Source organism: Methanosarcina mangrovi, assembly GCF_052057765.1.
Lineage (GTDB): Archaea > Halobacteriota > Methanosarcinia > Methanosarcinales > Methanosarcinaceae > Methanosarcina.
The window spans coordinates 513,682-539,653 of sequence record NZ_CP195120.1 but is presented as its reverse complement, the minus strand read 5'-3'; the positions used below and the strand labels follow the sequence as shown (position 1 = coordinate 539,653).

Here is a 25,972-nt window from a genome sequence, read left to right as displayed (position 1 = left end):
AAGTCACAGGCAAAGAAAAATAATTGAGAGAGAATTGAAGACATTATTTTAGGATGAGACGGAAATCTCAGAAATGTAACTTAAATTTATATAAACACTTATGTGCAGTTATCATTTACTACTGGAAAAAATAATCAAGAGCCTTAAAATCTTCGAAAGATACCGAAAAAGTTTTTAAGATGAGAATTCTACTTAAAAGTAATAATATAAACAGTTTCATTAAATTGAAAGTATCCCAGTCTGGAGGTCTCAATAAAAAAGTAGTGTAGCGACTACATATTCAATAATTTGAGGAGAGCAAAATCGCAAAATAACATGCAATAAAGAAAATAAAAATTGCCCTGACATGCATGCTCAGGATAGCTTTCCTGAAAAACGAGACTTCCGAAAAAGTTTTAGGCTACTGTATATAAACATTGTGGAAGTCCCCGCAATTTCAGCCCCGAGAACTCAGGGAAAAATGCGGGAAAAAGTAGAATATATGAAATTTATGGGTGGCATATTTAAACTTCATATGCGATTTAAAAACACTGCTTAAATATGTCCGAAATGTTTAAATTTAGAAGAATACCAACTTATTAAAGATAACGGATGAAAATCTTTTACCAGGTTTTTACAGGTTATCCCCAATTTAACTATATAAACAGAAATTTGCCCCCCGATATAGAGGGTGGGGAGTCAAAGGAAAAAAATAAAGATATGATAAACGAAATCCAGCCGAGGGGATAAATTGCAATCTATAGTACAGGAAGCAATGAAATTCAGTGAAAAAGAGAAGGAATACCGAAAAAATTCCTCCTCCGAAGAAGACATCGAAGAATTCGGGCAGCCGAGAATTATGATTGTAGGATGCGGGGGTGCAGGAAACAATACCGTAAACCGGCTCTACAACATAGGAATCGAAGGCGCAGAAACAGTATGCATCAATACAGACAAGCAGCACCTTGATAATGTAAGGGCTGACAAGAAGATCCTCGTAGGAAAAACTCTCACAAGAGGTCTGGGAGCAGGCGGTTATCCGGAAACCGGAAAGAAAGCCGCAGAACTTGCAAGAGGCACTCTTGAGGAAGTTTTGAAGAATGTAGACCTTGTTTTCATTACAGCAGGGCTTGGAGGAGGCACGGGAACAGGAGTTGCCCCTGTAGTTGCCGAAGTTGCAAAAGAACAGGGAGCAATCGTCGTAGGCATGGTCTCAAGCCCTTTCAGGGTTGAAAGAGCCCGCATATTCAAGGCAGAAGAAGGACTTGAAGACCTGCGCAGGGCAGCAGACACTGTAATTGTCCTGGACAACAACAGGTTGCTCAACTACGTACCTAACCTTCCCATTGACCAGGCTTTCTCAGTAATGGACCAGTTAATTGCCGAAACCGTGAAAGGAATAACTGAAACCATTACAGTACCCTCCCTTATCAACCTTGACTATGCAGATATCAGGACCATTATGAGCTGCGGCGGAGTCGCCGTAATGCTTGTCGGAGAATCCAAGAGCCAGGATAAGAGCACGGAAGTCGTGCGGACTGCCTTAAACCACCCCCTGCTTGATGTTGATTACAAGGGTGCAACCGGCAGCCTTGTCCATGTAACAGGCGGACCTGACCTGAGCCTGAAAGAAGCCGAGGAAATTGCCTCTATGCTTACCTACGAACTTTCCTCAAGCGCCAATGTAATATGGGGCGCAAGAATCAGGGAAGATTATGAAGGCAAGGTAAGGGTCATGGCAATCATGACTGGAGTCCAGTCTGCCCAGATACTGGGCCCTCAGGCTGGAGCTGGAATCCTGGAGTCCAGAGCCGAGGCTGAACCTATCCAGGAAAAGAGATTCGGGAGATTGTCCCCTGGCAGAAGAGGAGAGACTGCAGGACCTCTCAGAAAAAAGCACGACGAATCAATTATTGATTTCATAAATTAAACCAGTACTGACAAAAGCCCGGACCCACAGGTTTCCGAGCTTCCCCCTCAGGTTATTCTCCGGACTTTTCCGGAGAGCAACCAGAGCTTTACTGGAGAGAAACTCCCCAGGATAGACAGAAGGGATTTTTCCTGACCGGGCACTCATTTTTTAAGGGCTTATCGAACAGATACTCTTTTTTATTAGCGATCCTATCTAAAAAACATGAAAATTTTGATTGCAACAGGGCGGCTTGCGGAAAATACCGTGAGGAAAGCAGCTGGGGAAAAAGCAGACGTCCTCGTAGCAGATATCGATATTGCCGCATTCATAACCCCAAAAAAGCTTGTTAAAGCCTTTCAGGATGCAGGTTTTTCAAGCAGATATGACCTGATTCTACTTCCCGGACTTGTAGCAGGGGACTTTTCAAAGGCTTCGGAAGAGCTGGGCTCCAGAATCCGGCTGGGCCCGAAACACGCCTATGATCTCAGCTTCGTGCTCCTTTTTGCAGAGAAGGTTGAGTTTTCCGAAAAAGTTCCTGCATGTGAGCTCCTTGCAGACGTGCGAAAGGAGATGGCGCTTGAGCTTGTAAGAAAAGCTGAAGAGGAAGCTCACTCTCCCCTGACACTCAGAGAAGTAAAGCTGGGAGGAAATTCCCGAATGAAGGTCATGGGAGAGATTGTAGGGGCTTCAGAAATGGGCCCTGCAGACCTGGCGACAAGAATCGAAGCTTTTATCGCTCGTGGAGCAGATATTATCGATCTCGGAGCTACACTTAACACCCTCCCGGGACAGATCAGGAGAACGGTATCCCTTGCAAAAGCCCTCACGTGCACCACGATAAGTGTCGATACGCTTGACCCGGAGCTGATAGAGGAAGGAATAGAAGCAGGAGCAGACCTTGTCCTGAGCCTTAACGGCACGAACATGGAAACTGCAGGGCCGGCAGTTGCAGAAGCAGGCGTGGCAGCAGTAGTAATCCCTGATGAAGGAAACAGCCTGGAAAGCCTGATAAGAAATATCGAAGCTGCCCGCAGGCTTGGGATTGAAAAAATCATAGCTGACCCGGTCCTTGACCCCGTAGGCCATAGAATAACCGAATCTATTGTACGTTATCATGAGTTCCACAGGATGTATCCCGAGGTGCCGTTATTCTTCGGAGTTGGGAATGTAACGGAACTCATGGACGTGGACACCATTGGAGTAAATGCCACACTCTGCGGAATAGGGGCAGAAGCAGGAGCAAGTATCCTTTTTACCCCCGAATACAGCGATAAAGCCCAGGGCTCCATAAGAGAGCTAAAAAAAGCCTCCGAGATGATGCAACTTTGCAGGATAAGGGAAAGCTCCCCAAAGGACCTTGGCATTGATCTCCTCTGCATAAAGGAAAAAAGAAGGCGCCCTGACAGTCCCCTCCCTGAAAAATTAATCATGGCCAGAGCTTCGAAGAACTGGCGTGTAGACCCCGCAGGCCCCATCCGAATCCGGATTGTGCCGGATAAAATAAGCGGGAACGGCGGACTTATTGTAGCTGAACATGAGAAAGCGGCGGTTGCAGGAGAAAGTGCCAGAGAAGTTATGGACACGCTGCTCGGACTCGAACTGGTCTCGCGCCTGGACCATGCGGCATACCTTGGAAGAGAACTGGAAAAAGCCGAACTTGCCCTGCACTTTAATCGGAGTTACGCCCAGGATGACGTATTCTGAACACACTGGAAGGCAGACAAAATAGAGGTGTGAGGAAATGAAACTCGAAACTGAAGATAAGCAATTAATCTTTGAGATAGTGGCAGCCCGCTATTTCACAACACAGAACTGGAAATGGGTTAACCTGAGGAAAGACCTTAACAAAATCATCAAATCCTATGATGAATTGAACGAACAGTATGCTTCTTACTCTTATGTGAGCCGGGACTGGTATGTGGAAAATATGGGATCCAGGAACATCCATATGTGCAATACCTGGGATGAACTTAAGAACCTGGTTGCCTTCCTCAATGACCATGGGAAAGCCTTTAACTTCCTTGTAAATACCGGAAACAGGAAGTCATTCTGCATCGTAAGCGACTCAAGAGACCTGAACGAGACTCAGGCGCATGCAATCAAAGAGGTACAGAAGCTGGGGTATAACACTTTTGTCTTCCTCGCTACAGTTCCTGATGAGATAGAATTCCAGCTGCTTCAGGTAAGGGGAGTTAACTGACTTCTCCTTACCGGCAAAGAACCCGGGTTTCAAAAAACAGACTTTTTTCTTTACTACACATGGTCTTTCTTCCTTGACATAAATTAAAACTTTTGAAGAAATAGCTGAATTCTCAGCTTCCAAACGTAAATTGAAACTTTTGAAGAGATAGCTGAATTCTCAGCTCGGAAACTATTTTTGATAGAATATGGAGAATTCCATCAGAAAACGGAATAAAACCAAATAAAACCGAAAGGTTTTTACTCTATAATTATCAAATAGGAAACTGTATTCCTTTTTGGCTATTCGACACATAAATAACCATCGTGTGCGGACAGCCTATCGTGTTTGAAATAAATCTGTGTGTGAATAACATTGTGTGAATAACTTATCATAGTGTGAATAAGAAAGAGGCTTGCCTATGGGACAGGAAGGGACGAAGAGCCGATGCTATGCTTTTTTGTTCCTGACATTTCTCCCTGGTACGTAGAGGAGCTTAAGCTGTGGACAATTAATTCACGAGCCATCAAACCGGAAAGATTTGAAATACTCGAAGAAAGGGCACGTTCTTCAAGTATTCAAGCAAAGAAAGCAATCTAAAACAAAGAAATAACCATCCACAAAGAGTAACCTCCACAGATTTAAGCAAAAGAACACTGGAAAAGAAGACCAGGAAGTAAAATACAGCACTAAAAATAAAAAATAAAAAAAGGGAAAAATTAAGGAAATCACATAAACAAGGGTGCAAACACAACAGCCACTATGCTCATGAGCTTAATGAGGATGTTGATTGCAGGACCTGCAGTGTCTTTGAACGGGTCACCTACGGTATCGCCGGTTACACCTGCTTTGTGGGCATCGGAACCCTTTCCGCCGAAGTTTCCGAGTTCGATGTATTTCTTTGCGTTGTCCCACGCACCTCCAGCGTTGGACATTGTAATTGCAATCATGAAACCGGAAGCTACAGAGCCTGCAAGAAGCCCACCAAGAGCTCCGGGACCAAGCACAAGCCCGACTAAAAGAGGAGCAGCAACTGCAAGGACCCCGGGTGGAATCATCTCTTTAAGAGCAGAGTGTGTTGAGATTGCAATACATTTGCCATAATCAGGATCAGCTTTGCCTTCCATCAAACCTGCAATCTCTCTAAACTGCCTCCTCACTTCAACCACCACTTCACCTGCCGCATTTCCGACAGCCAGAATGGTCATTGAGGAGAAGAGATAAGGAAGCATTGCGCCTATCGTAAGCCCGATGAAGACGTTCGGATTCATAACATCGATGGCACTGAGCCCCACTGCAATACCATATGAAGCAAAGAGGGCAAGTGCGGTAAGAGCTGCGGACCCGATTGCAAAACCTTTGCCGATAGCTGCCGTAGTGTTTCCTACTGCATCAAGAGTATCGGTAATCTGGCGCACCTCTTTCTTCTGGTGAGACATCTCTGCAATGCCTCCCGCATTGTCAGCTACGGGGCCGTATGCATCGACTGAGAGGGAGATCCCGAGCGTTGCAAGCATTCCGACAGCTGCAATAGCTATGCCGTAGAGGCCGGCTAACTGGAACGCAATATAGATTGCAATGCTGATGATAACAACAGGCCAGAGAGTTGACTCCATGCCTTTTGCAAAACCTGTAATGATATTGGTAGCTGAACCTGTCTGGCAGGAATTTGCAACCCTGAGGGTTGGCTTTCTGTCATATGACGTGTAATGCTCTGTGATTTGTCCGATAAGGAAACCTGCAACAAGCCCCGCAACCGTTGCAAAGAAAACGTTCAGTCCGTATTCTCCAAGAAGCTGGGATGTAACGAAATATGAAGCAATGACCGTAAGAACGATTGCGGCAATCAGCCCCATATTAAATGCCATATGGATTGCTGAAGACTCTGTCTTGTTTGTACGGACAAAAAAAGTACCGACAATAGATGCGAGAATTCCAACAGCTGAAATAATCAGCGGAACCAGAATAACGTTCTGAACCGGGACATTGGGAAAAGTAGTTGCTGCAGTTGATGCTGCAAGAAGCATCGTTGCAAGGATTGAGCCTACATATGATTCATAGAGGTCAGCTCCCATTCCGGCAATATCTCCTACATTGTCTCCGACGTTGTCGGCGATTACGGCAGGGTTTCTTGGATCATCTTCAGGGATCCCGGCTTCGACCTTCCCTACAAGGTCCGCACCCACGTCAGCGGCTTTGGTGAAGATTCCCCCACCTACACGGGCAAAGAGAGCGATAGATGAAGCTCCGAGTGAAAAGCCCGCAACAATGTTTACGAGAGTAAGCAAATCCAGATCTGTATAGACACTTTCAAGAATTATAAATGAAAGAGACAGCCCAAAGAGGCCGAGACCTACGACACTCATTCCCATAACTGTACCGGATGCAAATGAAACCCTAAAAGCAGGACCGATGCCTCTGGTGGCAGCATTTGTGGTCCGCCCATTTGCAATAGTAGCCGTAAGCATCCCTGCATAGCCAGCTGTTGCGGAAAGCACTGCACCAAAAACGAAACATGCTGCAGTAAGAGCTCCGTTTGGCAGAATTAACGCAATTACGACTGCAAGGAAAACGACAAATACGGCGATTGCACGGTACTGCCTGTTAAGATAGACCATAGCTCCACCGTGAATCGACGCAGTAATTTTCTTGATAAGATCATTACCTGCGCCTTCATTTTGGACGTTTTTGTAGGATATACCTGCAAAAATCAGACCAATAAGGGCACATATTGGTGCAAGGTAGATTAACATATCCATAATTTCAACCATCCTACCGGAAAGCAAATCAAAAGTACTCCTCCAAAAGTACTTTTTGTGATAATAAATGGGTCTTTGTATATAAATTGATACTCGATCTTCCGTTGAAGATTCGGAGGAACTGAGAATTTCAGCTCCTGCGCAACAGAACTTTCATTGCGAACTGACACAACCCTATATAAATCCACTCGACATTAATATGCCGCTTGTTTTATAGATTGCGATTTTGCCTTCTTTTATAATATCGGTTTGTTTTTTAAACAGCTCCTTTTGATTTGACGATTTTTGCGGGTTAAACACTTTTATTATTCAGATGATTCATTTTAATTAGACAGCACATATTGACATCGGCGATTTCTATGAGTCAAATATTCCCTTCAGATCTGGTTCCTATTCCATTACTCTCAGGGCAAAAAATTTGAGTTCTCTCTCGCCGGGATGAGGGAACACGGTAACTTATTACCTTGTTAGTTAAATAAATACATATCTGAAAGGAATGAGTAAAAGGAAAACATAGCCTCTTCTTTCGTATTTTCAGCCCCATCCCCATTTTTTTACAGAAAATTAGCTGGAACCGCAGGTGTCGGAAAAAGTGCCGAAAAAATAAGTCCGGTAAAAAATCACTGGCATCTCTTGGAGTATTTTTGAAAAACCCTGTCTCCAGCATGTTTTTGCTCTCTCCTGTATTCTCAATCCTGCAAATTTGAGTTATATCTGAGTTATATCAGTCATTAACCCCAGGAAAAAATCGTCATATTTTGAGGAGTTGAAAGAACTTTGAGAGGCAAAATGGCGCAAAAGTTTATATAAAAAATAACTATTTACGCTTTCGTCTAAAATGAGGCTTTAACAACTAAAAAAAATACTTTAGAATAATACTAAATTGATACGTAAAAATCATGATAAAACTAGAAGAAATACATGTATGTACACAATTCTAGAGATAATAAGAGGGACGTTGAAGCTAGAGGATAGGAATTCTTGAAGGGATTATAAAAAACATATTAATGTGAACGGGTATCAAAACCAAAGGATAGGAAATTTATGGAAGGTTTAATATTTATTGCTCCTTTAGCAGGCGTTATAAGTCTGGTCTTCGCTGCTTTTTTCGCAAAAAGCATCCTGAAGGAAGATGCCGGCAATAAGAGGATGAAGGAAATAGCCGGAGCAATTCAGGAAGGAGCTATGGCTTACCTAAATCGCCAGTACAAAACGATTGCAGTGGTTTCGATCATTCTCTCGTTCCTGATTCTCTTTTTGCTTGATGATGGGCTGAAAATAGCTATCGGTTTCCTGGCAGGTGCCATAAGCTCGGCTGCTGCCGGCTATATAGGTATGAGCGTCTCAGTCAGGGCAAACGTCAGGACTGCTCATGCCGCATCAAGCGGGCTTGAGAAAGCCATGTCAGTTGCATTCCGCGGGGGGGCTGTAACAGGACTTGCAGTAGTAGGGCTTGCACTGCTCGGTACAAGTGGTTTTTACATCCTCTATGGGGACGTGGACCTGGTTGTAGGATTTGGTTTCGGAGCCAGCCTTATCAGCCTCTTTGCAAGAGTTGGCGGTGGAATCTTCACCAAAGCCGCTGATGTTGGGGCTGACCTTGTAGGGAAGGTCGAAGCCGGGATCCCTGAAGATGATCCCAGGAACGCAGGAGTCATTGCCGACAATGTGGGGGACAATGTGGGAGACTGTGCAGGAATGGGAGCGGACCTCTTTGAGACATATGTTGTCACTTCTCTGGCTGCCATGCTGCTTGGTTCACTTATTACCGGAACTTACGAAAACGCCATACTCTACCCACTAATACTTGGTTCTGTCGCAATCTTTGCATCCATCATATCGGTCTTCTTCGTGAAGATAGGAAAAGAAGGGAAGATCATGCAGGCGCTCTACAAGGGTGTAGGCGGCTCTGCAATTATCAGCTTGATCGCTTTCTATTTTGTAACCAACTCCCTTATGGGGGATATCAGGCTTTTCTACGCCACTATCGTAGGCATCGTAATCACGGTGCTTATGGTGATTATTACGGAATACTACACTTCCACAAGCTACAGGCCGGTAAAAACAATCGCATCTTCCTCTGAAACCGGGGCTGCAACCAACATAATTTCAGGGTTATCAATAGGCTTTGAAAGTACACTCGTGCCTACTGTAGTAATTGTCATAGGAATCCTTATTTCCTACTTCATTGTGGGAGGCGCAGCAGATGCAGGGATAGGGCTCTACGGAATTGCCATTGCAGCCGTTGCAATGCTCTCAACCACAGGTATGATAGTTGCTCTGGACTCTTACGGCCCTATCACGGATAACGCCGGCGGAATTGCCCAGATGGCAAACCTCCCGGCTCAGGTCAGAAAGGTCACGGACGCCCTCGATGCCGTTGGAAACACCACAAAGGCTGTCACCAAAGGATACGCAATAGGTTCGGCAGCTCTGGGCGCACTTGCCCTCTTTGCAGACTACCGCAGCAAGGTAAACCTTGGGGGACAGTCCCTGAACCTCGATGACCCCGTGGTACTTGCGGGACTTCTGCTCGGAGCCCTCCTGCCTTTCGTATTCAGCGCGGTTACGATGAGCGCGGTAGGGAAAGCCGCTTTTGAGGTCGTAAATGAGGTCCGCAGGCAGTTCAGGGAGATCCCCGGCATTATGGAAGGAACCGCAAAGCCGGAATACGGACGCTGCGTTGACATCGTGACAAAAGCAGCCCTCCATGAGATGGCAATGCCCGGCTTCCTTGCTGTACTCGTGCCCCTGCTGGTTGGGTTCATCCTTGGCCCGAAAGCGCTTGCAGGGCTCCTCATAGGGCTTATAGTAGTCGGGTTTATGCTCGCCCTCATGATGGACAACGGAGGAGGAGCCTGGGACAACGCAAAGAAATTGATTGAAGACGGAAATCATGGCGGAAGAGGCTCAGAAGCCCATAAAGCTGCAGTTGTCGGGGATACAGTAGGTGACCCGTTCAAAGACACTGCCGGACCTGCCCTTAACGCCCTGATTAAAGTGGTGAACATGGTGGCAATTCTCTTCTCGTCCCTGATAATACACAGTGGGCTATTCTAAGGGACGAGAAAGATCTGGAATCCCCAATGGGGAATCCATTTCTCCAATTTCACATCTTATTTTTTATCTCATTTTTCACATTTAACGGCTTTTCTGCTCTTTTCGGGACATTCACCCATATCAGCAACTTATCAGTTATTTTTCTATTACACATCCGTGAACAGATATTTATTTTTCAATCATTTTTCCTGGCAAAAATTGTCATTTCATGGATAGCAGGTCTGTGTTTTTGTACATAAAATGAAGCCTTTCAAGGAATTTCAGATTATATGACAAAAAATTATTTAAGAGTTATTGGATTGAAAATTGCTTTTTCCGGGAAAAAGAAGAAGATATAAGAGGATTAAAGCTCCAAAAAACAACAAACAGAAAAATAAAAATCGAAAAGATAATATAATAGGCAATCCTATTATATTCAAAGTAGTAAAGATCATGAGATTAAAATTTAAAAATAGTTAAGAAATAAATAACCATTTCAAGACGAAATAAGTTGAGAAGGTAAAATTCCCAGGCGAAAGTAACCTATCATCTGTATATAACTGCAGCAGACGGCAGGAAAAAACATATCACCACGAAATAATCAAAGAATAACAAAGATGGTAGACCTTTCCAGAAGACCCGCAAGACAAACAAAAAAGCAACTTAGTCTGGAAAAAACGGAAAAAATAGTTAGAATTTGAGTAAGGTTAGAAGTAGTGTGAGCGGGTTGGGGAGTGGGGGGTCATATGGGGAGTGGGGGGTATGGTATGTGAAAAAAGTTTCCCGCTCACATTACTCACATTACCCCTATTCAAGTTAATTATATAAATAGCTATGCATTTCATTCGAGTTAATATAATATCAAAAATATCATGCAAGAATATTGCCCGGGATTTTCTTTTTTTCAAGCATATTTTTAAAATGTTGAGAAGAAGAACCGCAAATATCGAAAGAGGAATTTGAAAGAGAAATTATGACCCCGGAAGAACAGCCACGATAAGAAACTTATACGAGTTTGCGGGTTTTAGATTCTATGAACCCTGACAGGCGCTTGATTTATGTTGCAGTTTTTGCAATTATGGGGCTTTCCAATGCTGTAATTCCCATTCTCCCGGAACTCGCCACCCGGTATCACAGTACATTTGGAGAATTTGCCTCAAGCCTGCTCTTTTCAGGGTACTTTCTGGGAGCCCTTGCTACAATGCTTCCCTTCGGGATTATGGCTGACAGGTCCGGGAACCTCAGGTTCATAGGACTCGGCATTATCCTTACAGCCATCTCAGGGCTAATCATCCTTTTCTCCGAAAACCTGCGGATCCTTATTATTTCCAGGTTTATGGAAGGCGCTGCATGCGGAGCTTTTTTTCCTGCAGCCTTTTCTACACTCTCAAAGTGCAAGGACCCGGGGCGCTGCATGGGAGAATTCACCTTTCTTTTCAATGCCGGACTGGCTTCAGGAGCTCTGGTTTCAGGCCTGCTGGCAGACACCTACCTGAAAGGAGCTATTCTCATATTCACTTTCATAGCTTTACTTTCGATTATTCCGCTTCTTCCCAGACACAGAGAATTCATTAACCCGAAAGCAAAAGGAGAGAAAACAGATTTGCTGTCCGGTTCTCTCCAGGACCATTTCAAACATTCTTTCAGCGAAGTTGCAGGACTCCTTAACCGCCAGAATTCGGGGATATGGCTGAGTTCTTTTTTGCTCAACGGAGCGATAGGGGTTCTTATAGCCTACTATCCCGACTACAGCCTTGAATTCCTAACAAAAGCCCAGCTGGGAAGCGCTATTGCAAGCCTCTATATCTGCGCCATGGCCACTTCTCTTCTGGTCGGTCGTTTTAGAATTAAGGAAAAGGCAATCATCGGGATAGGCCTATCCTTTTCAGCCCTTGGAGCCCTTTTTGCGATTAAATACCCCTTTCTGGGATTTTCGAGCCTTGGAGGAGGATCAGGAATTGCAATGGTAGGTTTTGCTCTGGCAGTTGCAAGAATGGATGCATATAGAGGTCTTGCAATGGGGCTTTTTAACACCACCATATACGCAGGCCTGTCCTTGCTTCCGATTGCTGTAGGGTTCCTTACAGGGTTCCTGAGCTTTGAAAAAATATTTGCCGTAAACGGCTTTATCCTGGCAGGAGCTCTTCTATTAAAAGACTGAAAATGCACGATACACGCAGGTGTGCCCATACTAAGGTCTTCTGCAAACTATCCCCGGGCAGCACCCCCTTTATCTCCGAAAGAAACAGATTAGGGAAAAAAACAGAAAAATATCTGAAGCTTGCAGGAAAATCGGATTGCAGAAAGTCTAATCAGGAAAAATAACTGCCGGAAAAATACTAAAAAGAAAAGAATACTGAACAGAAAAAGACCATGAACCCGAAAAAAATCATACTATACTCTTCAGTCTTTGCAATCCAGGGTCTTTCTAATGCGGCAATTCCTGTCCTCCCCGAACTTGCAGGAGAGGGAAATTCGAGCCCTGCTGTCTCAAGCCTGCTTTATTCAGGATACTTTATAGGGGCTTTTCTCACCCTCCTCCCATTCGGAATCCTTGCAGACAGGATAGGAAACCTGAAGGTAGCAAGCCTGGGGATCACACTTACTGTTATTTCGGGACTTTTTATTTCACTTTCTGACAACCTGTGGATTCTCGGCATCTCAAGATTCGTAGAAGGCCTGGGCTGCGGAGCTTTTTTTCCTGCGGCTTTTTCCATGATTGTGGAATGGGAAGATAGCCAGCGCAGTATGGGAGAATTTAATTTCCTGTTAAATGCCGGACTGGCTGCAGGAGTTTTTTTCTCAGGAATGCTTGCGGAGGCGGGGATCAAAACCGCAATAAGCATCTTTACCATCCTTGCGGGCTTTTCCTTTGTCCTGCTTCTCCCGGAAGCCCGAGGACTTGTATCCTCAGGCAGCCCTGGAAGGAAAAAAGAAAAAACCGGCACCTCAAACCGTAAAAGAGCTACAGGAAAGCGGCCTGGAAACTCAACGAACTTCGGACCTGCCGGGAACCTGGAAAAATTCAGGAAGGCTTTTTCTGAAAGCGGGCTCTGGAAGATCTGGGGAATTTCGGTTCTCCTCTACGGAGCCACAGGGATTTTGACTGCAAATTATGCGGACTATAGTGCGGACTTCCTGACAAAACCGGAGCTGGGGCTTGCAATCGCAGCCTCATATGTAGCTGCAATGCTGAGTTCCCTGGCTGCTGGGAGAACAGGCGCAGATTATCAGAAAATAGTAAGGGCAGGCCTGGTCCTTGCAGCTACGGGCGTCCTGCTTTCGGCAAAAGCTCCTCTTCTGGCCTTTTTCCTTATTGGTGCAGGAGGAGGAGCGGCAATAATAGGGCTTGTTACCGCCGTATCCAGGATAAGCTCAAGCGGATTTACAATGGGGATCTTTAATACAGGAATTTATGCAGGGCTCGGGCTAGTACCGGTTTTTGGAAGTTTGCTTATAGAGCTTTTAGGTTATGAAACAGTGTTTCTCGGAAGCTCCCTGGTGCTGCTTATGATGCTTTTTATAAAATTGGAATAAAACCGTGAACAGAGAGCAAAAGCCACAAACTCAGGACAAAATCCGGAAAGGAAGCTCAACTGTTCTGCAGAAAAATTGAATATCCGGAATCAGGAACCCCTGAGATCCGCATAAGCTTTAAAAGGCTCAAAAGCCCTATCCTATGAATAAGCGTACCTTTTAAAATCAGGTGATTGGTTGAAAGTAAAGTCGAGAGTTCAGTTGAGGAAAAATGCAAAGAACAAAATGTTAAAAGACCTTGAGTCCACCTTCGGGGAAGAAATGGCAGGGCTGGAAAAAAAAACTCTGGAAAAGGTTGCTCTGGATGAATTTTCTCTTATCCTCGTGGACGGCAAACCCCTTCTGTTTGAAATCGAGGAGCATCTATTCCCTACGGTCCGCGGGGCTCTTGAGATGGGGCTGCAGAAACGTCTTGTTGTGGTAGACAAAGGGGCTATTCGATTCGTTTCAAACGGGGCGGACATTATGGCCCCCGGGATCCTGGAAGCTGACCCTGAAATAAAAGAAGGCGACTTTGTAATTATAGTTGAAGAGACTCACCGGAAAGCTCTTGCAATAGGAAAAGCCCTCATGGAAGGGCAGCAGATGGTTAACGCAGATTCGGGAAAAGCCATAAAGTCAATAACCCATGTAGGAGATAAACTCTGGAATTTTGAGTTCTGAGAGAGTTCTTAATTTTAAGTTCTGAGAGAGCCCTTAAGAGAGATTCCGCTGAAAAGAAAACGTTCCTGCTGCAAACGGAAAAAAATCCGAAACAAAAGCTGGGGACCAGTGTGGCTTTATAATAGCAAAATTAATTAATATAGATCCCAATATAGGACAGTACTATCCCAATTTAAAAAAATACAAAAGGCGTGCATAAATGGCAAAACTCATAGACAAGATCCTTGGCGGCAATGTAAAAAGCTCAACCAGTGCCGAAGATTACACTGAAATTGACCTCAGCAAATATGAAGAAGTCCTGGAGGACGAGCCTGCAGAGACTTATGTAAAAATTGCAGAAGTCTCAAGCATTAACCAGGTATCTGCACTCAAGCAGGAGATTTACAACGGGAACATCCTTATGGTCGACATCTCAAACATCAGAGGCGACGACCTGCTAAGGGACAGGGTTTTAAAAGAACTGAAAGATGTTGTTGTCGATGTCCACGGAGACATTGCAGGTGTCAAAGGAAACACTGTGATCGTAACTCCTACAGGCATTAAAATCGACAGATCAAAGATTATTGGTGGAAAATATTGAATCAGGATCATTTTAAGAAAGAAAACTTTGAAACGAGGATCTCCTGCCCTCTGTGTCAGAGCGACCTTGTAATGAAGTGGCAGAGAGATAACATTCCCTATTTTGGGGAGATCATGTACATAACTGCAAAATGCCAGTGCAGTTTCCGTTTTGCAGATACTATGATTCTCTCCAGTAAAGAGCCCATGCGCTATGAGCTGTCAGTTGAGAGCCCGGAAGACCTGGACGCAAGAGTCATCCGCTCAACCTCAGGAACAATCCGCATTCCGGAGATGGGGATTGTTATTGAACCCGGTACGGTTTCTGATTCGTATATAACGAACATCGAAGGTGTGCTGCAGAGGGTTCAGAAAGTCCTTATGACTGCGAGCAGATGGGTACAGGAGGATGAAGAGAAGTTCGCCCGCAGCCAGGAACTCCTGTGCATGCTCGATGAAGTAATCGAAGGTAAGAGAACAATTACGGTCATCATTGAAGATCCTCTCGGAAACAGCGCAATTATCTCGAAAAAGGCTGTCGCTACCAAACTCTCAAAGGAAGAGGCTGAGAAGCTAAACACCGGCATGATAGTTTTCGATGTTGACAAATCCGAACTTGAACACGATGTTTCGGACAATGTCAAGCCCCTCGGAGGAGATTAATTCTTTTTTCCGATTTTTTTAACAGCCCGACCAGGACTTTAGGGTAGTGCACCCCATATAGTTATTTACTTTTATTCCAATAAAGGCAATCACGTCAAGGGCTGAGCAGGCATTTTTCCGTCAGAATAAAGCAGCAGGTGTGCTGCAAAAGGTTCGAAAAGTCCAAAAGGTTCAAAATCCCGGAAAGCCGTACGCAGGCAAAAAACCACATGAAAAATCTTCCGGACAGGCAACTGGACTGAGAAAAACTACGTGCCTGACCATTCGGGACTTTACGTCTCGCATTTCATAATTTCCTGACTAGCGCGTTTCATAATATGGATTATCATAAAAATTAACTGAGATCACGATAATACGGTGAAGGTATGGCAGAAAGCGAAAAAGAAGCAGCATTACCTCCAAAAGAGGAATTCAGTGATTGGTATAACGAACTCCTGTGGATGGCAGAAATAATGGACGTCCGCTACCCTGTAAAGGGGCTTTATGTCTGGTACCCCTTCGGTTTTGCCATCAGGAGGAGCGCTTACAATATCATAAGGGAAATTCTTGATAACAGCGGGCACCAGGAGACTCTCTTCCCCCTGCTTATCCCTGAAAATGAGTTCATGAAAGAAGCCGAACATATTAAAGGCTTTGAGGATGAAGTGTACTGGGTCACACATGGAGGAAAGGATCCTCTTGACATCCCTCTGGCGCTCCGCCCCACGAGTGAGACTGCCATTTATCCTATGTACAAGATGTGGGTCAGGTCCCACGCAGATTTCCCCCTCAAACTCTACCAGATAGTCAATACTTTCCGCTATGAAACAAAGCATACCCGCCCTCTGATCAGGCTCAGGGAGATTACTTCTTTTAAAGAAGCCCATACCGTGCACGCCACCTGGGAAGATGCGGAAGCCCAGGTAAAGGAAGCTGTTGAACTTTACACCGAGATCTACCGCAGGCTGGCAGTTCCTGTGCTCCGCTCAAGGAGGCCAGACTGGGACAAGTTCCCGGGCGCTGATTACACCGATGCCATTGATGCCATGATGCCTGACGGAAAGACCCTTCAGATAGGGACCGTTCACCATCTGGGCGATAACTTCGCAAAGACCTTCGATATCAAGTACGAAGCCCCTGACGGCGAACAGCGCTATGCCCACCAGACCTGTTACGGGATTTCGGAGCGGTCAATTGCAGCCACAATCTCCATCCACGGAGACGACAAAGGGCTTGTCCTCCCTCCCGAAATTGCACCTGTCCAGGTAGTCATTATCCCGATTATCTTCAAAAAAGGGGCAGAAGAGGTGCTTGCAGCCTGCAGAGATGTTCAGGAGCGCCTGAGGAAATCAGGGGTTAAGGTAGAAATCGATGCGAGCGATCTGCGCCCCGGAGCAAAGTACTACAGATGGGAGATGAAAGGCGTACCCATCAGGCTTGAAATAGGGCCGAGAGACCTGGAAAACAATGTTGCGGTTGCGGTCCGGAGAGACACAGGGGAAAAGGAGCAGATCCCCCTCCCGGAGATAGAGATCGGAGTGCTTCAGAAATTTGAAGCAATCCAGAAAAGCCTCTACGAGAAAGCTAAAGCCGAACTCGAAAGCCGCATCTTTGACTGCACCGAACTTGAGGAAGTAAAGGAAAAGATCCAGAAAGGGGTTGCAACAATCCCCTGGTGCGGTAAAAAAGAGTGCGGACTTGCAATGGAAGACCGGATAGGCGCAGGCATCCTGGGAATTCCCCTGACCCCCAGAGGAAGAGGAAAGGAAAAATGCCCTGTCTGCGGAGCAGAAACCGAAACCCGAGTTTACGTTGCAAGAACATACTGAGTTCTGTAAAAGCTCTTTCATAAAAGTTCGGCAGGAAATATGGGGAAGAATCCCATATTCCTGGCTTTTTTCTTATCCTTCTTCCCTTGAAGAATCCGAGCTTATAGAGATATGGGTAATGCAGCAGAAAACTGAAAACCTTTGTATTTCATTTTTAAAAAACTGGCAGCATTTCCCGAGAAAGCTCCTCTTCGGAAGTGATATCTATTTTTATATCCCTTAGTTCCCGGAAACAGTACCATATTTCTACATTGAAGGGAACTTATGCCATTAATCAATTGATCTTTATTAAGAAGTTAACAGCGACAAACTTACAGACCTCGAAATTAGAGTAAAATAAAGTAAAGTTAATTTGAGTAGAATCAAATTATAATTGATTGCAGATAAATATTAAATACTAAGTAAAAGAATTCTTCACTAGACTTCGAGTAGATTTATACCAATTCACCCCCAATACCGTGTACGAAACTGACAGATTTATGCAAAACCCAATCCCGAAAGAATGAGTTTAAGAATTGTTTAAGCTTGAAAATCATCTAAATTTGAGAATTATCTACAAGAATTATTTGTCTACATACTTATCTACGATTTCATAGAGGGAGATATAATATGGCCTGGATTGAACCGGAAGTAACGAAAAAGCCTAAAAAACCGATGTTTTTATGCGTGCTTTCCAATACCAAAACCGCACACATCCCGAAGCTCTCGGCAGCAGGGAAAACGGCTGAGCTTACGGATTATACGCCGGCAGGGGATGCGGAACTTATGGAAACAGGAAATATTATCAGCGTACCAGTGCTTCCCATGACCCCTCCCTATGACACTCCCACCCCTGCAATAATGACCCGTTCGGCGTTGAAACTTACGGATGTCCCCTATCATTTTATCAATTCCGGCCTAATAGTGACTCCAGAAGTCCCCTGCATTGACCTGAAAGCAAAGCCAGGGGAAGACATACGGGAGCCTATTGCAGTTCGGGACGTACAGGGCATCTACGAGCGGGCAAAGTTTCTTGCCAAGAGGCTCAGAAGCCAGATAGACCATGTAATTATCGGGGAGAGCATCCCCGGAGGCACAACAACAGCGATGGGAGTTTTAAATGCACTCGGGTATAACGGAAACGTCAGCAGTAGCGCTGATGAAAACCCACTCGAGCTCAAAAAGCAGGTCGTTGAAGAAGGCATGAAAGCCTCAGGCCTGACCTTTGGCAGCCTGAAAGACGAACCAATGAAAGCCGTTGCCTGCATGGGAGACCCCATGATGCCTGCGGTAGTCGGCCTTGTTGCAGGTTTTCAGGGCACGGAGGTCAATGTTGTCCTTGCCGGCGGAACTCAGATGGCAGCAGTCTATGCCGTTATCAAACACCTGGGCTTTAACACCGAAAGGCTCGCAATTGCAACAACCCGCTACGTAGTAGAGGATAAATCCGCACATTTTGTCGAGCTCACAAAAACCCTGGAAGTACCGGTAGTCTACGTTGCTGACCCTGGTTTTGGGAAATCGACCTTAAAAGGGCTTCACAGATACGAAACAGGTACAATCAAGGAAGGTGCAGGTGCCGGGGGGGCTATGTATCTTGCAGGCCTTTTCGGAGTTACCCAGGACGAATTCCGGTTCGAAGTGGAAAACGTATGCAAATTGCTCAAAGCCGGGCAGTGAAGGAGGAAACGGTTTTTCAGCAAAATTCAACCTATCTTTTTTACATTTTCTTTCTCTTCACTTAACCCCCAATAGAGAAAAAGAAGCTATGAACCTTTGAAATGAAGCATAAAAAATTGCACATCTTCAGGGATGAAATCATTACAGCTATTAAAAAAGTAAAGTAATTAAGAGCCTTTTCAGGCTCATTTTCAAAAAACTAAATTTTGGGTCTTCTAACTTCTCCGTGAAAAAAACTTTTTTTCAGATTAGCTCTCTACCATAGCATTCTGAGCGTTTTCAGAAACCTCCAGTTCTGTTACAGAAGACGCTCTTTGGGCAAACGACTTCTGTGAATGATGCATGCCACTCCCCCCAGAGAGACATACCTCAGAACTCGTGCGCCCGCAACTCCTGCAGTAGTAGAAAACATTTGAACCTATAACCTGGCGTTTCAGCCGGGAATTGCATTCAATGCAAAACGTAGGGACATCAAAATTTACCATGCAGACTCCTCAGTCATATATCATGATTGAGTCGAGCCTTGCAGTGCCTGTTATTGTCCAGTACTTGCAAATCGGACAGTACTGTCTTCCACCATCTGCACTCATTTTAAGCTCACCGTTACATTTTGGACATACTTTTAGATGTTTCGTGAATAAGCCCCCTTATTCTCCATTTTTTAAACTGGGTTGTCAAGCAGTCAGAAGCGCGACCGGCACCGAAGAGTGTCTTAAATTTCAGAAAGAACCTGAAAAGATACCCAACAGTACAGAGAGAGCAACTGAACCTAAACCCCTGATACTAAAATTTTATATAAAGCCGGAAAAGGCTTTATACTGGTTGGAAATCCCCCGGAAAGGCCTTTAACTAAGGGAGTTTTAAGCTAAACTGGATTTATACTGCTTAAAACAAATCCTATCCGACTTCGCTACCTAAAGCTGTAAAAAGCTAGTCATTATATTACCTGTAATAGGATATAAGGTTTATCTTGCAAATAAGTATTTATAAAGAAAGGAAAGGAAAAAGGAAGCCGGTAATATGGTATAAAAAGGTAACCGGAAGATATAGAAAAAAGAAAATATGAATCATATAAAGCCATTAGTTGAATGAATGTTAAATTCAAAGCTATAAAACAAAGATAGAAATTAAATGAACATTGACCTCAAAGGTATAAAACGAAGATAACAAATGAACGAAAAATTAATTGAAAGGAAATTAAATAAAAGCATTGGTAAAATAAAATTGTGTTGAATGGAGTTTACTAACCCGGGGCAAATTTCTTAGAAGTCCTCCCCAGCTACAGTTTGTGAGAAGAGGTTCAAGCGAAATATATAAATAAGATTATCGCTTTAGGAGTGTTCGCGACAGGTGGGCAATAAATAACACCCCGAGCGCATGAGCCGCTTTAACTCAGTTGGTAGAGTGTCTGGCTGTTAACCAGAATGTCGTAGGTTCGAGCCCTGCAAGCGGCGTAAAACTTTTGCATACATCTATAGAGCTTTTTCTAGAAGACAGAAACACATGCAAAAAGTTTATAATCAAAGCCTTACTAAATTACTGAAGCGCTATGTGGACAGGAAGGGCCTGTAGCTCAGTCAGGTTAGAGCGCTCGGCTCATAACCGAGCGGTCACCGGTTCAAATCCGGTCAGGCCCATAAAATACCCATAAAATTTATATCCAGAGAATCTCTTTTATAAGAAGGTTCTAAGGAAAAAACCGAAATAGAATACCGTTCCAACCCGATAGCCGCTTTAACTCAGTTGGTAGAGTGTCTGGCTGTTAACCAGAATGTCGTAGGTTCGAGCCCTGCAAGCGGCGTAAAAAATCTTTTTTTGTCTTGATTTTTACATTTTAACGCATTATTTCGGTTTTTCATTTCGTAACCGGAAATTTTTATGTTTGACTCATTTTTATTAACTAAAGCCTGTAATTGACCCGGTTTTTAAATCTCCGAAACGCTTAATAATTCTGAATAGAATACTTTTTAAACAACAGGTAGGGATGGAAAGCATCAGGAAGTTTGGAGCAGGGAGGCCCTGATACAATGTACCAGCAGAACAACTGAAAAAATTATTAAACATAGTGAAAAGAATAACTAGATAAATCATTTCTATTATTACTACCTACCTTTCAACCAAATCATCTGGTACCACTTACTATCCAATTGACTGTTACTCAATCAGACTGAGGTTTATACACATGGTTTCAATTAACAAAGAAGGCGTAATCGTACCTTTAGACGTCCCGAAAGCAATGCGTGAGACATACGTGAAAAACTACATGGAAATTACAAAGGGCACCGGAAGGCTCATGCTTTTTGCCGGAGACCAGAAAGTAGAGCACCTGAATGATGACTTTTTTGGAGAAGGAGTCCCTGAAGACGATGCTGACCCGGAGCACCTTTTCAGGATTGCAGCCCGGTCAAAAATAGGAGTTTTTGCAATCCAGCTCGGGCTGATTGCTCGCTATGGTATGGACTACGGAGATATCCCTTATCTTGTAAAGGTGAACTCCAAGACCAACCTTGTGGAAACTTCCCAGGCTGACCCGTTTAGCAACCTCTGGTACGATGTTGACCAGGTAGCCGAGTTTAAAGAAAACAGCGGGCTCAATATCCTTGGGGTCGGGTACACGATCTATCTTGGAAGCGAGTTTGAAGCCGAGATGCTCGTGCAGGCTGCCCAGGTAGTTTATGATGCCCACCAGCATGGGATGGTCTCAGTACTCTGGATCTACCCTCGCGGAGCTGCCGTAAAAGACGAAAAGGACCCGCACCTGATCGCAGGGGCAACAGGAGTAGGAGCCTGTCTCGGGACTGACTTTGTAAAGGTCAATTACCCGAAAAAGGAAGGGGCAAAATCCGCCGAGATTTTCAAGGAAGCCATCAAAGCAGCCGGCCGCACAAAAGTTGTTTGCGCTGGCGGTTCAAGTGACGAAGCCGAAGCTTTCCTTAAAAAGCTTCACGACCAGATCCACATTTCCGGGGCTCATGGGAATGCAACCGGAAGAAACATCCACCAGAAATCCCTGGACGAAGCTGTCCGCATGTGTAACGCAGTCTACGCCATAACCGTGGAAGACGCAAGCGTTGAAGAAGCCCTGAAGATTTACAGGAGCGAGTAAGCAGACAGCAATAAGCAGCGTAAGTTCCGATACTGCTAAAAATAACAATCAAGACTAACAATTCCAAAAACGGCAGTGAATATCAACGTGAATATAAACGGCCGTGAAAATATGCAAATCCCTGACCATAAAACAAAGATCGTCTGCACCATAGGCCCTGCTTCTTCTTCCGAGGAAGTCCTCAGGGAACTGGTGCTTGCGGGCATGAACGTGGCAAGGATTAACTTTTCCCACGGGGACTTCGAAAGCCACGGAAAAGTTATCCAGCGGGTCCGAAAGGTTGCAGAAGAACTTGACAGGATAGTTGCTATCCTTGCCGACCTTCCAGGCCCGAAGATTCGCGTAGGCAAACTCAAAAAAGAGCCGCTTATGCTCTATAAAGGGAACCGAGTAACCCTTACCACTGACGAGACTTCCGGAAGCGAGGACCGTATCCCGGTCAGCTACAAACAGCTCCCTGAAAGCGTATCCCCGGGAAGCCTTATCTACCTGAGTGACGGATTTATCCAGCTCCTCTGTCTGGAAATCTTGGGAAAAGATGTGGTCTGCGAAGTTATGGTAGGGGGACAGCTTTACTCCCATAAAGGGCTGAACCTGCCCGGAGCGAAGATTTACCTGGACCCGGTAACGGAACACGATTTCAAAATCCTTGAGTTTGCCCTGAACGAAGAAGTTGACGCGGTCAGTATCTCTTTTGTGGAAAAAGCCGAGGATATCCGCAAAGTCCGGAATTTTGCTTCGACCATGGGAAAGCCCGTATATGTTGTCTCAAAAATCGAACGGAGCCAGGCAGTCCAGAATATTGAAGAAATTCTTGAGGAAACCGATGCCCTGATGGTTGCCAGGGGAGACCTCGGAGTCGAGATTCCTATTCAGGAAGTACCTTCAGTCCAGAAAGAACTCATCCGGAGTGCAAAACTCCTGAGTATCCCCGTAATCACTGCAACCCACATGCTGGCCTCCATGACCGACAACATCAGGCCTACAAGGGCTGAGGCTACGGATGTTGCCAATGCCATCCTTGACGGGACGGACGCAGTCATGCTCTCGGAAGAAACCGCAGTTGGAAACTATCCTGTGGAAACTGTGGAAATGATGGCAAAAATTGCAAAAACCACCGAAAACTGGCGCTCCCGGACGAAATGGGGGCTTGACACAATGCTCAAGGGAATTACGGCGCAGGAAATGTCAGTGGATGAGGTAATCGCCCTCCAGGTGCATGAAGCCTTGCAAAAGCTTCCTGTAACCGCTGTGCTCACCCCAACCCGGAGTGGAGCAACCCCGCGCAGGCTTTCCCGCTTTAAGCCTGAACCCTGGATCCTGGCGTTCACCCGTTTTCCGAAAACCTGTAGCTCTCTTGCCCTATCCTACGGGGTTTATCCGATAATAGTAAAAGAAGCCTTTGAAAACTGGGAAACGGAGACCACGGAAAAGGCAAAGGAACTGGGATTTGCAAAAAGCGGAGAGCTTGTAGTTTTCACCCAGGGCCCTGCTTCCGGAAAACCCGGAGGTACAAACATGCTCAAAATCCTGACTCTCGACTGAACTGAGATAGGCAGAAGCCATCAAAAAGAAGTTAAAACCTAAAAATTCCCAATTTTCCCCATAAATTTTTTCTTTTTTTAGAAACCGGATGCGAAAACTTTTTTATGACAATAGATTTAGATACCATGTGTGTTTTTTACATTCAGAATAATTTACCTTATGTTATGAGGTTTCATTTATGAAACGAAAGGATCCTGCAACAAAAAACCAGAAGTATCTGGCTATCTTCCTGGCCTTAACAATGTTTCTCTCAGCTTTTATGATATATTTCACGGCCATAGGTAATAATAATGATAATGATGTCCCTGCTTCGGAGACCGGAGAAAATTTTGTGACAGTCCCGTTTTCTCAGATCCAGGGCAAACATGTCCAGCATGATTTTAACTCCATTATCGACGGATTGGAAATGTCACCCGCAGGGGTAACGAATGCGAAGTATGTCGATCTTCAAAGAACCGAAGGAACCCCTCTGGAATCTGTCTTCGGAAACGGTCAAACCATGAATGTTTCCTTCTCTTACGGGGCTGACGTTACGAAGAGATACGGTGCAAGTTATGCCGATGAAAGCGGTTTTGAGCTGCATCAGATTCCTGAGCAGAAGATTAACATTCCCCTGGGCACACAGGCAATGCCATATGAAGGGTACAGTATCCTCGACCGGACAAACGGCACTTACAACATCTGGAACGTTGTCGGAAGCCCCTCAATCATAGGCCCCATCCAGAATGTGGCAAACGTCATCGGCGTCCTTGAAGGAAATTCAACTTCAAGTTCGGAATACGACCAGATATTGAGCCGGGCGGATCCGGAAGGAAGCATCTACCAGGAAGTGGTCACGAAAACAAATTCCACGGATATTCCTGCAGAACAGTATTACAAGGACCTCAAAAAGCTGGATGACGGAAGTTACGTGCAGACGACCATTTACCTTAACCCTGAACCCGAAGTAAATGAAAAGATCGCAGTTTACCAGGCAAACTCAAGCGAACGTGGAGTGGCATACAACGTAACTACCCTGGGTAACATCACAAAACTGGAAATAAGCTCAGACTTTGAAAGCCTTTACAATGAAAGTACCCTGCTTTCAATATAAGCAGGTACACTTTCATTTAAAACTTTTTTTGATTTCAATTTTTTACTTTCTTTCTCTGGAAGATATTCCTGAAAGCTATTCTCTGAAAGCCATTCTCTGAAAGTCATTCTCTGAAAGCCATTCTCTGAAAGCTATTTCAGGAATCTGTCCTTTGATAGCTTTTTTTGGGAATCTTTTCTCTGACAGCTTCTTTGGGAATCTTTCCGGAATCTACAGGTTTTTATTCTGCAGAGAGCTTAAAAAATCAGGAGAATCCGGTTTGAAAAAATATAAGAAGCCTTATACAGGAAGAATAAAAAACCAGATAGGTTGAATAAATATAGAAAGAGAACTAATTAAATAATAGTGAAAAAATGAGGTGAGGCTTTGGTACTTTCCAGTTCATTCGAAAGGATTTTCCTGAAAAAGATAGACGGTAAGAACTCCCATGACTGGTTTGAACTCGGGACAATGGAAAAAGACCCTGAGAAAAAGGTAGAGTATTTCAGAAACACAGTAGAGTTAAAACCGAGTTTCGTAGGTGGCTGGACCGTACTCGGAAATGCCTATGCCGAGAAGGGAGATTATGAGAAAGCCATGGAATGCTACAACAAGGCTCTTTCAATCTGCCCAAAGTATAAGGAAGCAAAGTATAACAGGAGAAATCTGGAGAAAAAGATGAAAGAAGCCAAATTAAGACCAGAAACATAAAAAAGCCTGAAATCCAGAACTTTGAAGAAAGAAACGAAACCCAGAAAAAATCAACCTCCGTGCGGAAGCGGTACAGGATGACCCAAAAAAATCACCTCCCTCCAAACTCACTCGCGGAGGAAATAAACATTTATCCGTAAACCCTGCCAGACAGCACCGATCTTACTCATACCTTTCCTGTCCCGGAGACGGCGGCAGGGCCGGATTAGCGTAAAAACGGATAGTGACAGGAAATCAAGCCCTGGCCTGCCCGGATTTTCCACAACGAATAGAAAGGGAAAACTCCCTTTTCAGCAGGATTGAATCTGTTTTTTAAAAAAAGGGAAAAAATAAGCATCACCAGTTATTTCTACCGACCCCGCATATATTCAATGGGAAGTGATGCTATTGGGATTTCTGGACAAACTGTTCAAAAAGAAACTCGAAGGAAAGACCGTGGAAGAATGGTACGGACTTGCTGTTGGTGAAACTGACCCTGAAAAGAAGATTGAATACTTCGATAAGGTTCTGGCCTTGAAGCCTGATTTTGCAGGAGCCTGGAACCTCAGAGGGCTTGAATTTGTGGTTCTTAAGCAGTATGAAGAAGCCATTGCCTCTTTTGACAAAGCACTTGAAATAAGACCTGGCTATCCTGAGGCAAGGTACAATAAAGAAGATGCTGAAACTGAATTAAGAAAGATCAGGGCAGCAGAAAGCCCGGCTGAAGAGGAGAAAGAAGGCCCATCGCAGACATATGAGGAGAAAGAAGAAAAAACGAAAGTTGAAGGGATAGAAAGTTAAAA

The 25,972-nt window shown here is 44.6% G+C and carries 19 protein-coding genes and 3 tRNA genes; 19 read left to right on the top strand and 3 right to left on the bottom strand.

Features of this window, described 5'->3' with window-relative positions:
• Positions 1 to 730: 730 nt before the first annotated feature.
• Positions 731 to 1,909 (top strand): cell division protein FtsZ, encoded by a 1,179-nt coding sequence (gene ftsZ, locus ACSAZL_RS02585; RefSeq protein ID WP_440947190.1) that lies wholly within the window; start codon positions 731 to 733, stop codon positions 1,907 to 1,909.
• On the opposite strand, the gene ACSAZL_RS02580 is transcribed toward ftsZ, so the two are convergent.
• Positions 1,886 to 2,056: a hypothetical protein gene (locus ACSAZL_RS02580; protein WP_440947189.1), complete on the bottom strand. Its 171-nt coding sequence runs from the start codon at positions 2,054 to 2,056 to the stop codon at positions 1,886 to 1,888. The genes ftsZ and ACSAZL_RS02580 overlap by 24 nt on opposite strands.
• 57 nt (positions 2,057 to 2,113) lie before the next feature.
• Here ACSAZL_RS02580 and ACSAZL_RS02575 point away from each other — a divergent pair, with 57 nt between their 5' ends.
• Together ACSAZL_RS02575 and ACSAZL_RS02570 are read left to right on the top strand one after the other, a co-directional pair.
• Positions 2,114 to 3,595, top strand: coding sequence for a dihydropteroate synthase-like protein (locus ACSAZL_RS02575; RefSeq protein WP_440947188.1), 1,482 nt, complete (start codon positions 2,114 to 2,116; stop codon positions 3,593 to 3,595).
• 37 nt (positions 3,596 to 3,632) lie between these two features.
• Entirely contained in the window at positions 3,633 to 4,091 is a 459-nt protein-coding gene (locus ACSAZL_RS02570; RefSeq protein WP_440947187.1) for a hypothetical protein, read from the top strand.
• 707 nt (positions 4,092 to 4,798) lie between these two features.
• On the opposite strand, the gene ACSAZL_RS02565 is transcribed toward ACSAZL_RS02570, so the two are convergent.
• On the bottom strand, positions 4,799 to 6,829 hold the full coding sequence (locus tag ACSAZL_RS02565) for a sodium-translocating pyrophosphatase (protein WP_440948764.1): 2,031 nt from the start codon (positions 6,827 to 6,829) through the stop codon (positions 4,799 to 4,801).
• A 1,044-nt stretch (positions 6,830 to 7,873) separates the two neighbouring features.
• Between ACSAZL_RS02565 and ACSAZL_RS02560 the strand changes: the two genes are divergently transcribed.
• The 8 genes from ACSAZL_RS02560 (at position 7,874) to cobT (ending at position 18,756) form a co-directional block, all read left to right on the top strand.
• On the top strand, positions 7,874 to 9,889 hold the full coding sequence (locus ACSAZL_RS02560) for a sodium-translocating pyrophosphatase (RefSeq protein ID WP_440947186.1): 2,016 nt from the start codon (positions 7,874 to 7,876) through the stop codon (positions 9,887 to 9,889).
• Positions 9,890 to 10,901: 1,012 nt separating this feature from the next.
• Positions 10,902 to 12,029 (top strand): MFS transporter, encoded by a 1,128-nt coding sequence (locus tag ACSAZL_RS02555; protein WP_440947185.1) that lies wholly within the window; start codon positions 10,902 to 10,904, stop codon positions 12,027 to 12,029.
• Positions 12,030 to 12,241: 212 nt separating this feature from the next.
• Positions 12,242 to 13,405, top strand: coding sequence for an MFS transporter (locus tag ACSAZL_RS02550; protein WP_440947184.1), 1,164 nt, complete (start codon positions 12,242 to 12,244; stop codon positions 13,403 to 13,405).
• Positions 13,406 to 13,582: 177 nt separating this feature from the next.
• Positions 13,583 to 14,068, top strand: a complete 486-nt coding sequence (locus tag ACSAZL_RS02545; protein ID WP_440947183.1) for an RNA-binding protein — start codon at positions 13,583 to 13,585, stop codon at positions 14,066 to 14,068.
• 199 nt (positions 14,069 to 14,267) lie between these two features.
• On the top strand, positions 14,268 to 14,648 hold the full coding sequence (locus ACSAZL_RS02540) for a cell division protein SepF (protein ID WP_011023780.1): 381 nt from the start codon (positions 14,268 to 14,270) through the stop codon (positions 14,646 to 14,648).
• Complete coding sequence (locus ACSAZL_RS02535; protein ID WP_440947182.1) at positions 14,645 to 15,289, top strand: ZPR1 zinc finger domain-containing protein; 645 nt, start codon at positions 14,645 to 14,647, stop codon at positions 15,287 to 15,289. Before ACSAZL_RS02540 ends, ACSAZL_RS02535 begins: the two co-directional genes overlap by 4 nt.
• A gap of 365 nt (positions 15,290 to 15,654) precedes the next feature.
• Entirely contained in the window at positions 15,655 to 17,097 is a 1,443-nt protein-coding gene (gene proS / locus ACSAZL_RS02530) for a proline--tRNA ligase (protein WP_440947181.1), read from the top strand.
• A 609-nt stretch (positions 17,098 to 17,706) separates the two neighbouring features.
• The gene (gene cobT, locus ACSAZL_RS02525; RefSeq protein ID WP_440947180.1) at positions 17,707 to 18,756 is read left to right on the top strand and encodes a nicotinate mononucleotide-dependent phosphoribosyltransferase CobT; all 1,050 of its coding nucleotides are present in this window, start codon (positions 17,707 to 17,709) and stop codon (positions 18,754 to 18,756) included.
• Positions 18,757 to 19,004: 248 nt separating this feature from the next.
• Here the strand turns inward: cobT and ACSAZL_RS02520 are convergent, their stop codons facing one another.
• Complete coding sequence (locus ACSAZL_RS02520; RefSeq protein ID WP_440947179.1) at positions 19,005 to 19,241, bottom strand: hypothetical protein; 237 nt, start codon at positions 19,239 to 19,241, stop codon at positions 19,005 to 19,007.
• Positions 19,242 to 20,137: 896 nt separating this feature from the next.
• Between ACSAZL_RS02520 and ACSAZL_RS02515 the strand changes: the two genes are divergently transcribed.
• The 8 genes from ACSAZL_RS02515 (at position 20,138) to ACSAZL_RS02480 (ending at position 25,970) form a co-directional block, all read left to right on the top strand.
• Positions 20,138 to 20,210: transfer RNA gene (locus tag ACSAZL_RS02515), tRNA-Asn, on the top strand.
• Positions 20,211 to 20,318: 108 nt separating this feature from the next.
• Positions 20,319 to 20,393 (top strand) — tRNA-Ile (locus tag ACSAZL_RS02510).
• 91 nt (positions 20,394 to 20,484) lie between these two features.
• A tRNA-Asn gene (locus tag ACSAZL_RS02505) sits at positions 20,485 to 20,557 on the top strand.
• 381 nt (positions 20,558 to 20,938) lie between these two features.
• The gene (locus ACSAZL_RS02500) at positions 20,939 to 21,862 is read left to right on the top strand and encodes an aldolase (protein ID WP_440947178.1); all 924 of its coding nucleotides are present in this window, start codon (positions 20,939 to 20,941) and stop codon (positions 21,860 to 21,862) included.
• 111 nt (positions 21,863 to 21,973) lie between these two features.
• The gene (gene pyk / locus ACSAZL_RS02495; protein WP_440948763.1) at positions 21,974 to 23,407 is read left to right on the top strand and encodes a pyruvate kinase; all 1,434 of its coding nucleotides are present in this window, start codon (positions 21,974 to 21,976) and stop codon (positions 23,405 to 23,407) included.
• A gap of 178 nt (positions 23,408 to 23,585) precedes the next feature.
• A complete protein-coding gene (locus ACSAZL_RS02490) occupies positions 23,586 to 24,500 on the top strand; it encodes a hypothetical protein (protein ID WP_440947177.1) in 915 nt (304 codons plus the stop codon).
• Positions 24,501 to 24,866: 366 nt separating this feature from the next.
• The gene (locus ACSAZL_RS02485) at positions 24,867 to 25,190 is read left to right on the top strand and encodes a tetratricopeptide repeat protein (RefSeq protein WP_440947176.1); all 324 of its coding nucleotides are present in this window, start codon (positions 24,867 to 24,869) and stop codon (positions 25,188 to 25,190) included.
• Positions 25,191 to 25,571: 381 nt separating this feature from the next.
• The gene (locus tag ACSAZL_RS02480; RefSeq protein WP_440947175.1) at positions 25,572 to 25,970 is read left to right on the top strand and encodes a tetratricopeptide repeat protein; all 399 of its coding nucleotides are present in this window, start codon (positions 25,572 to 25,574) and stop codon (positions 25,968 to 25,970) included.
• The last annotated feature ends 2 nt before the right edge of the window (positions 25,971 to 25,972 follow it).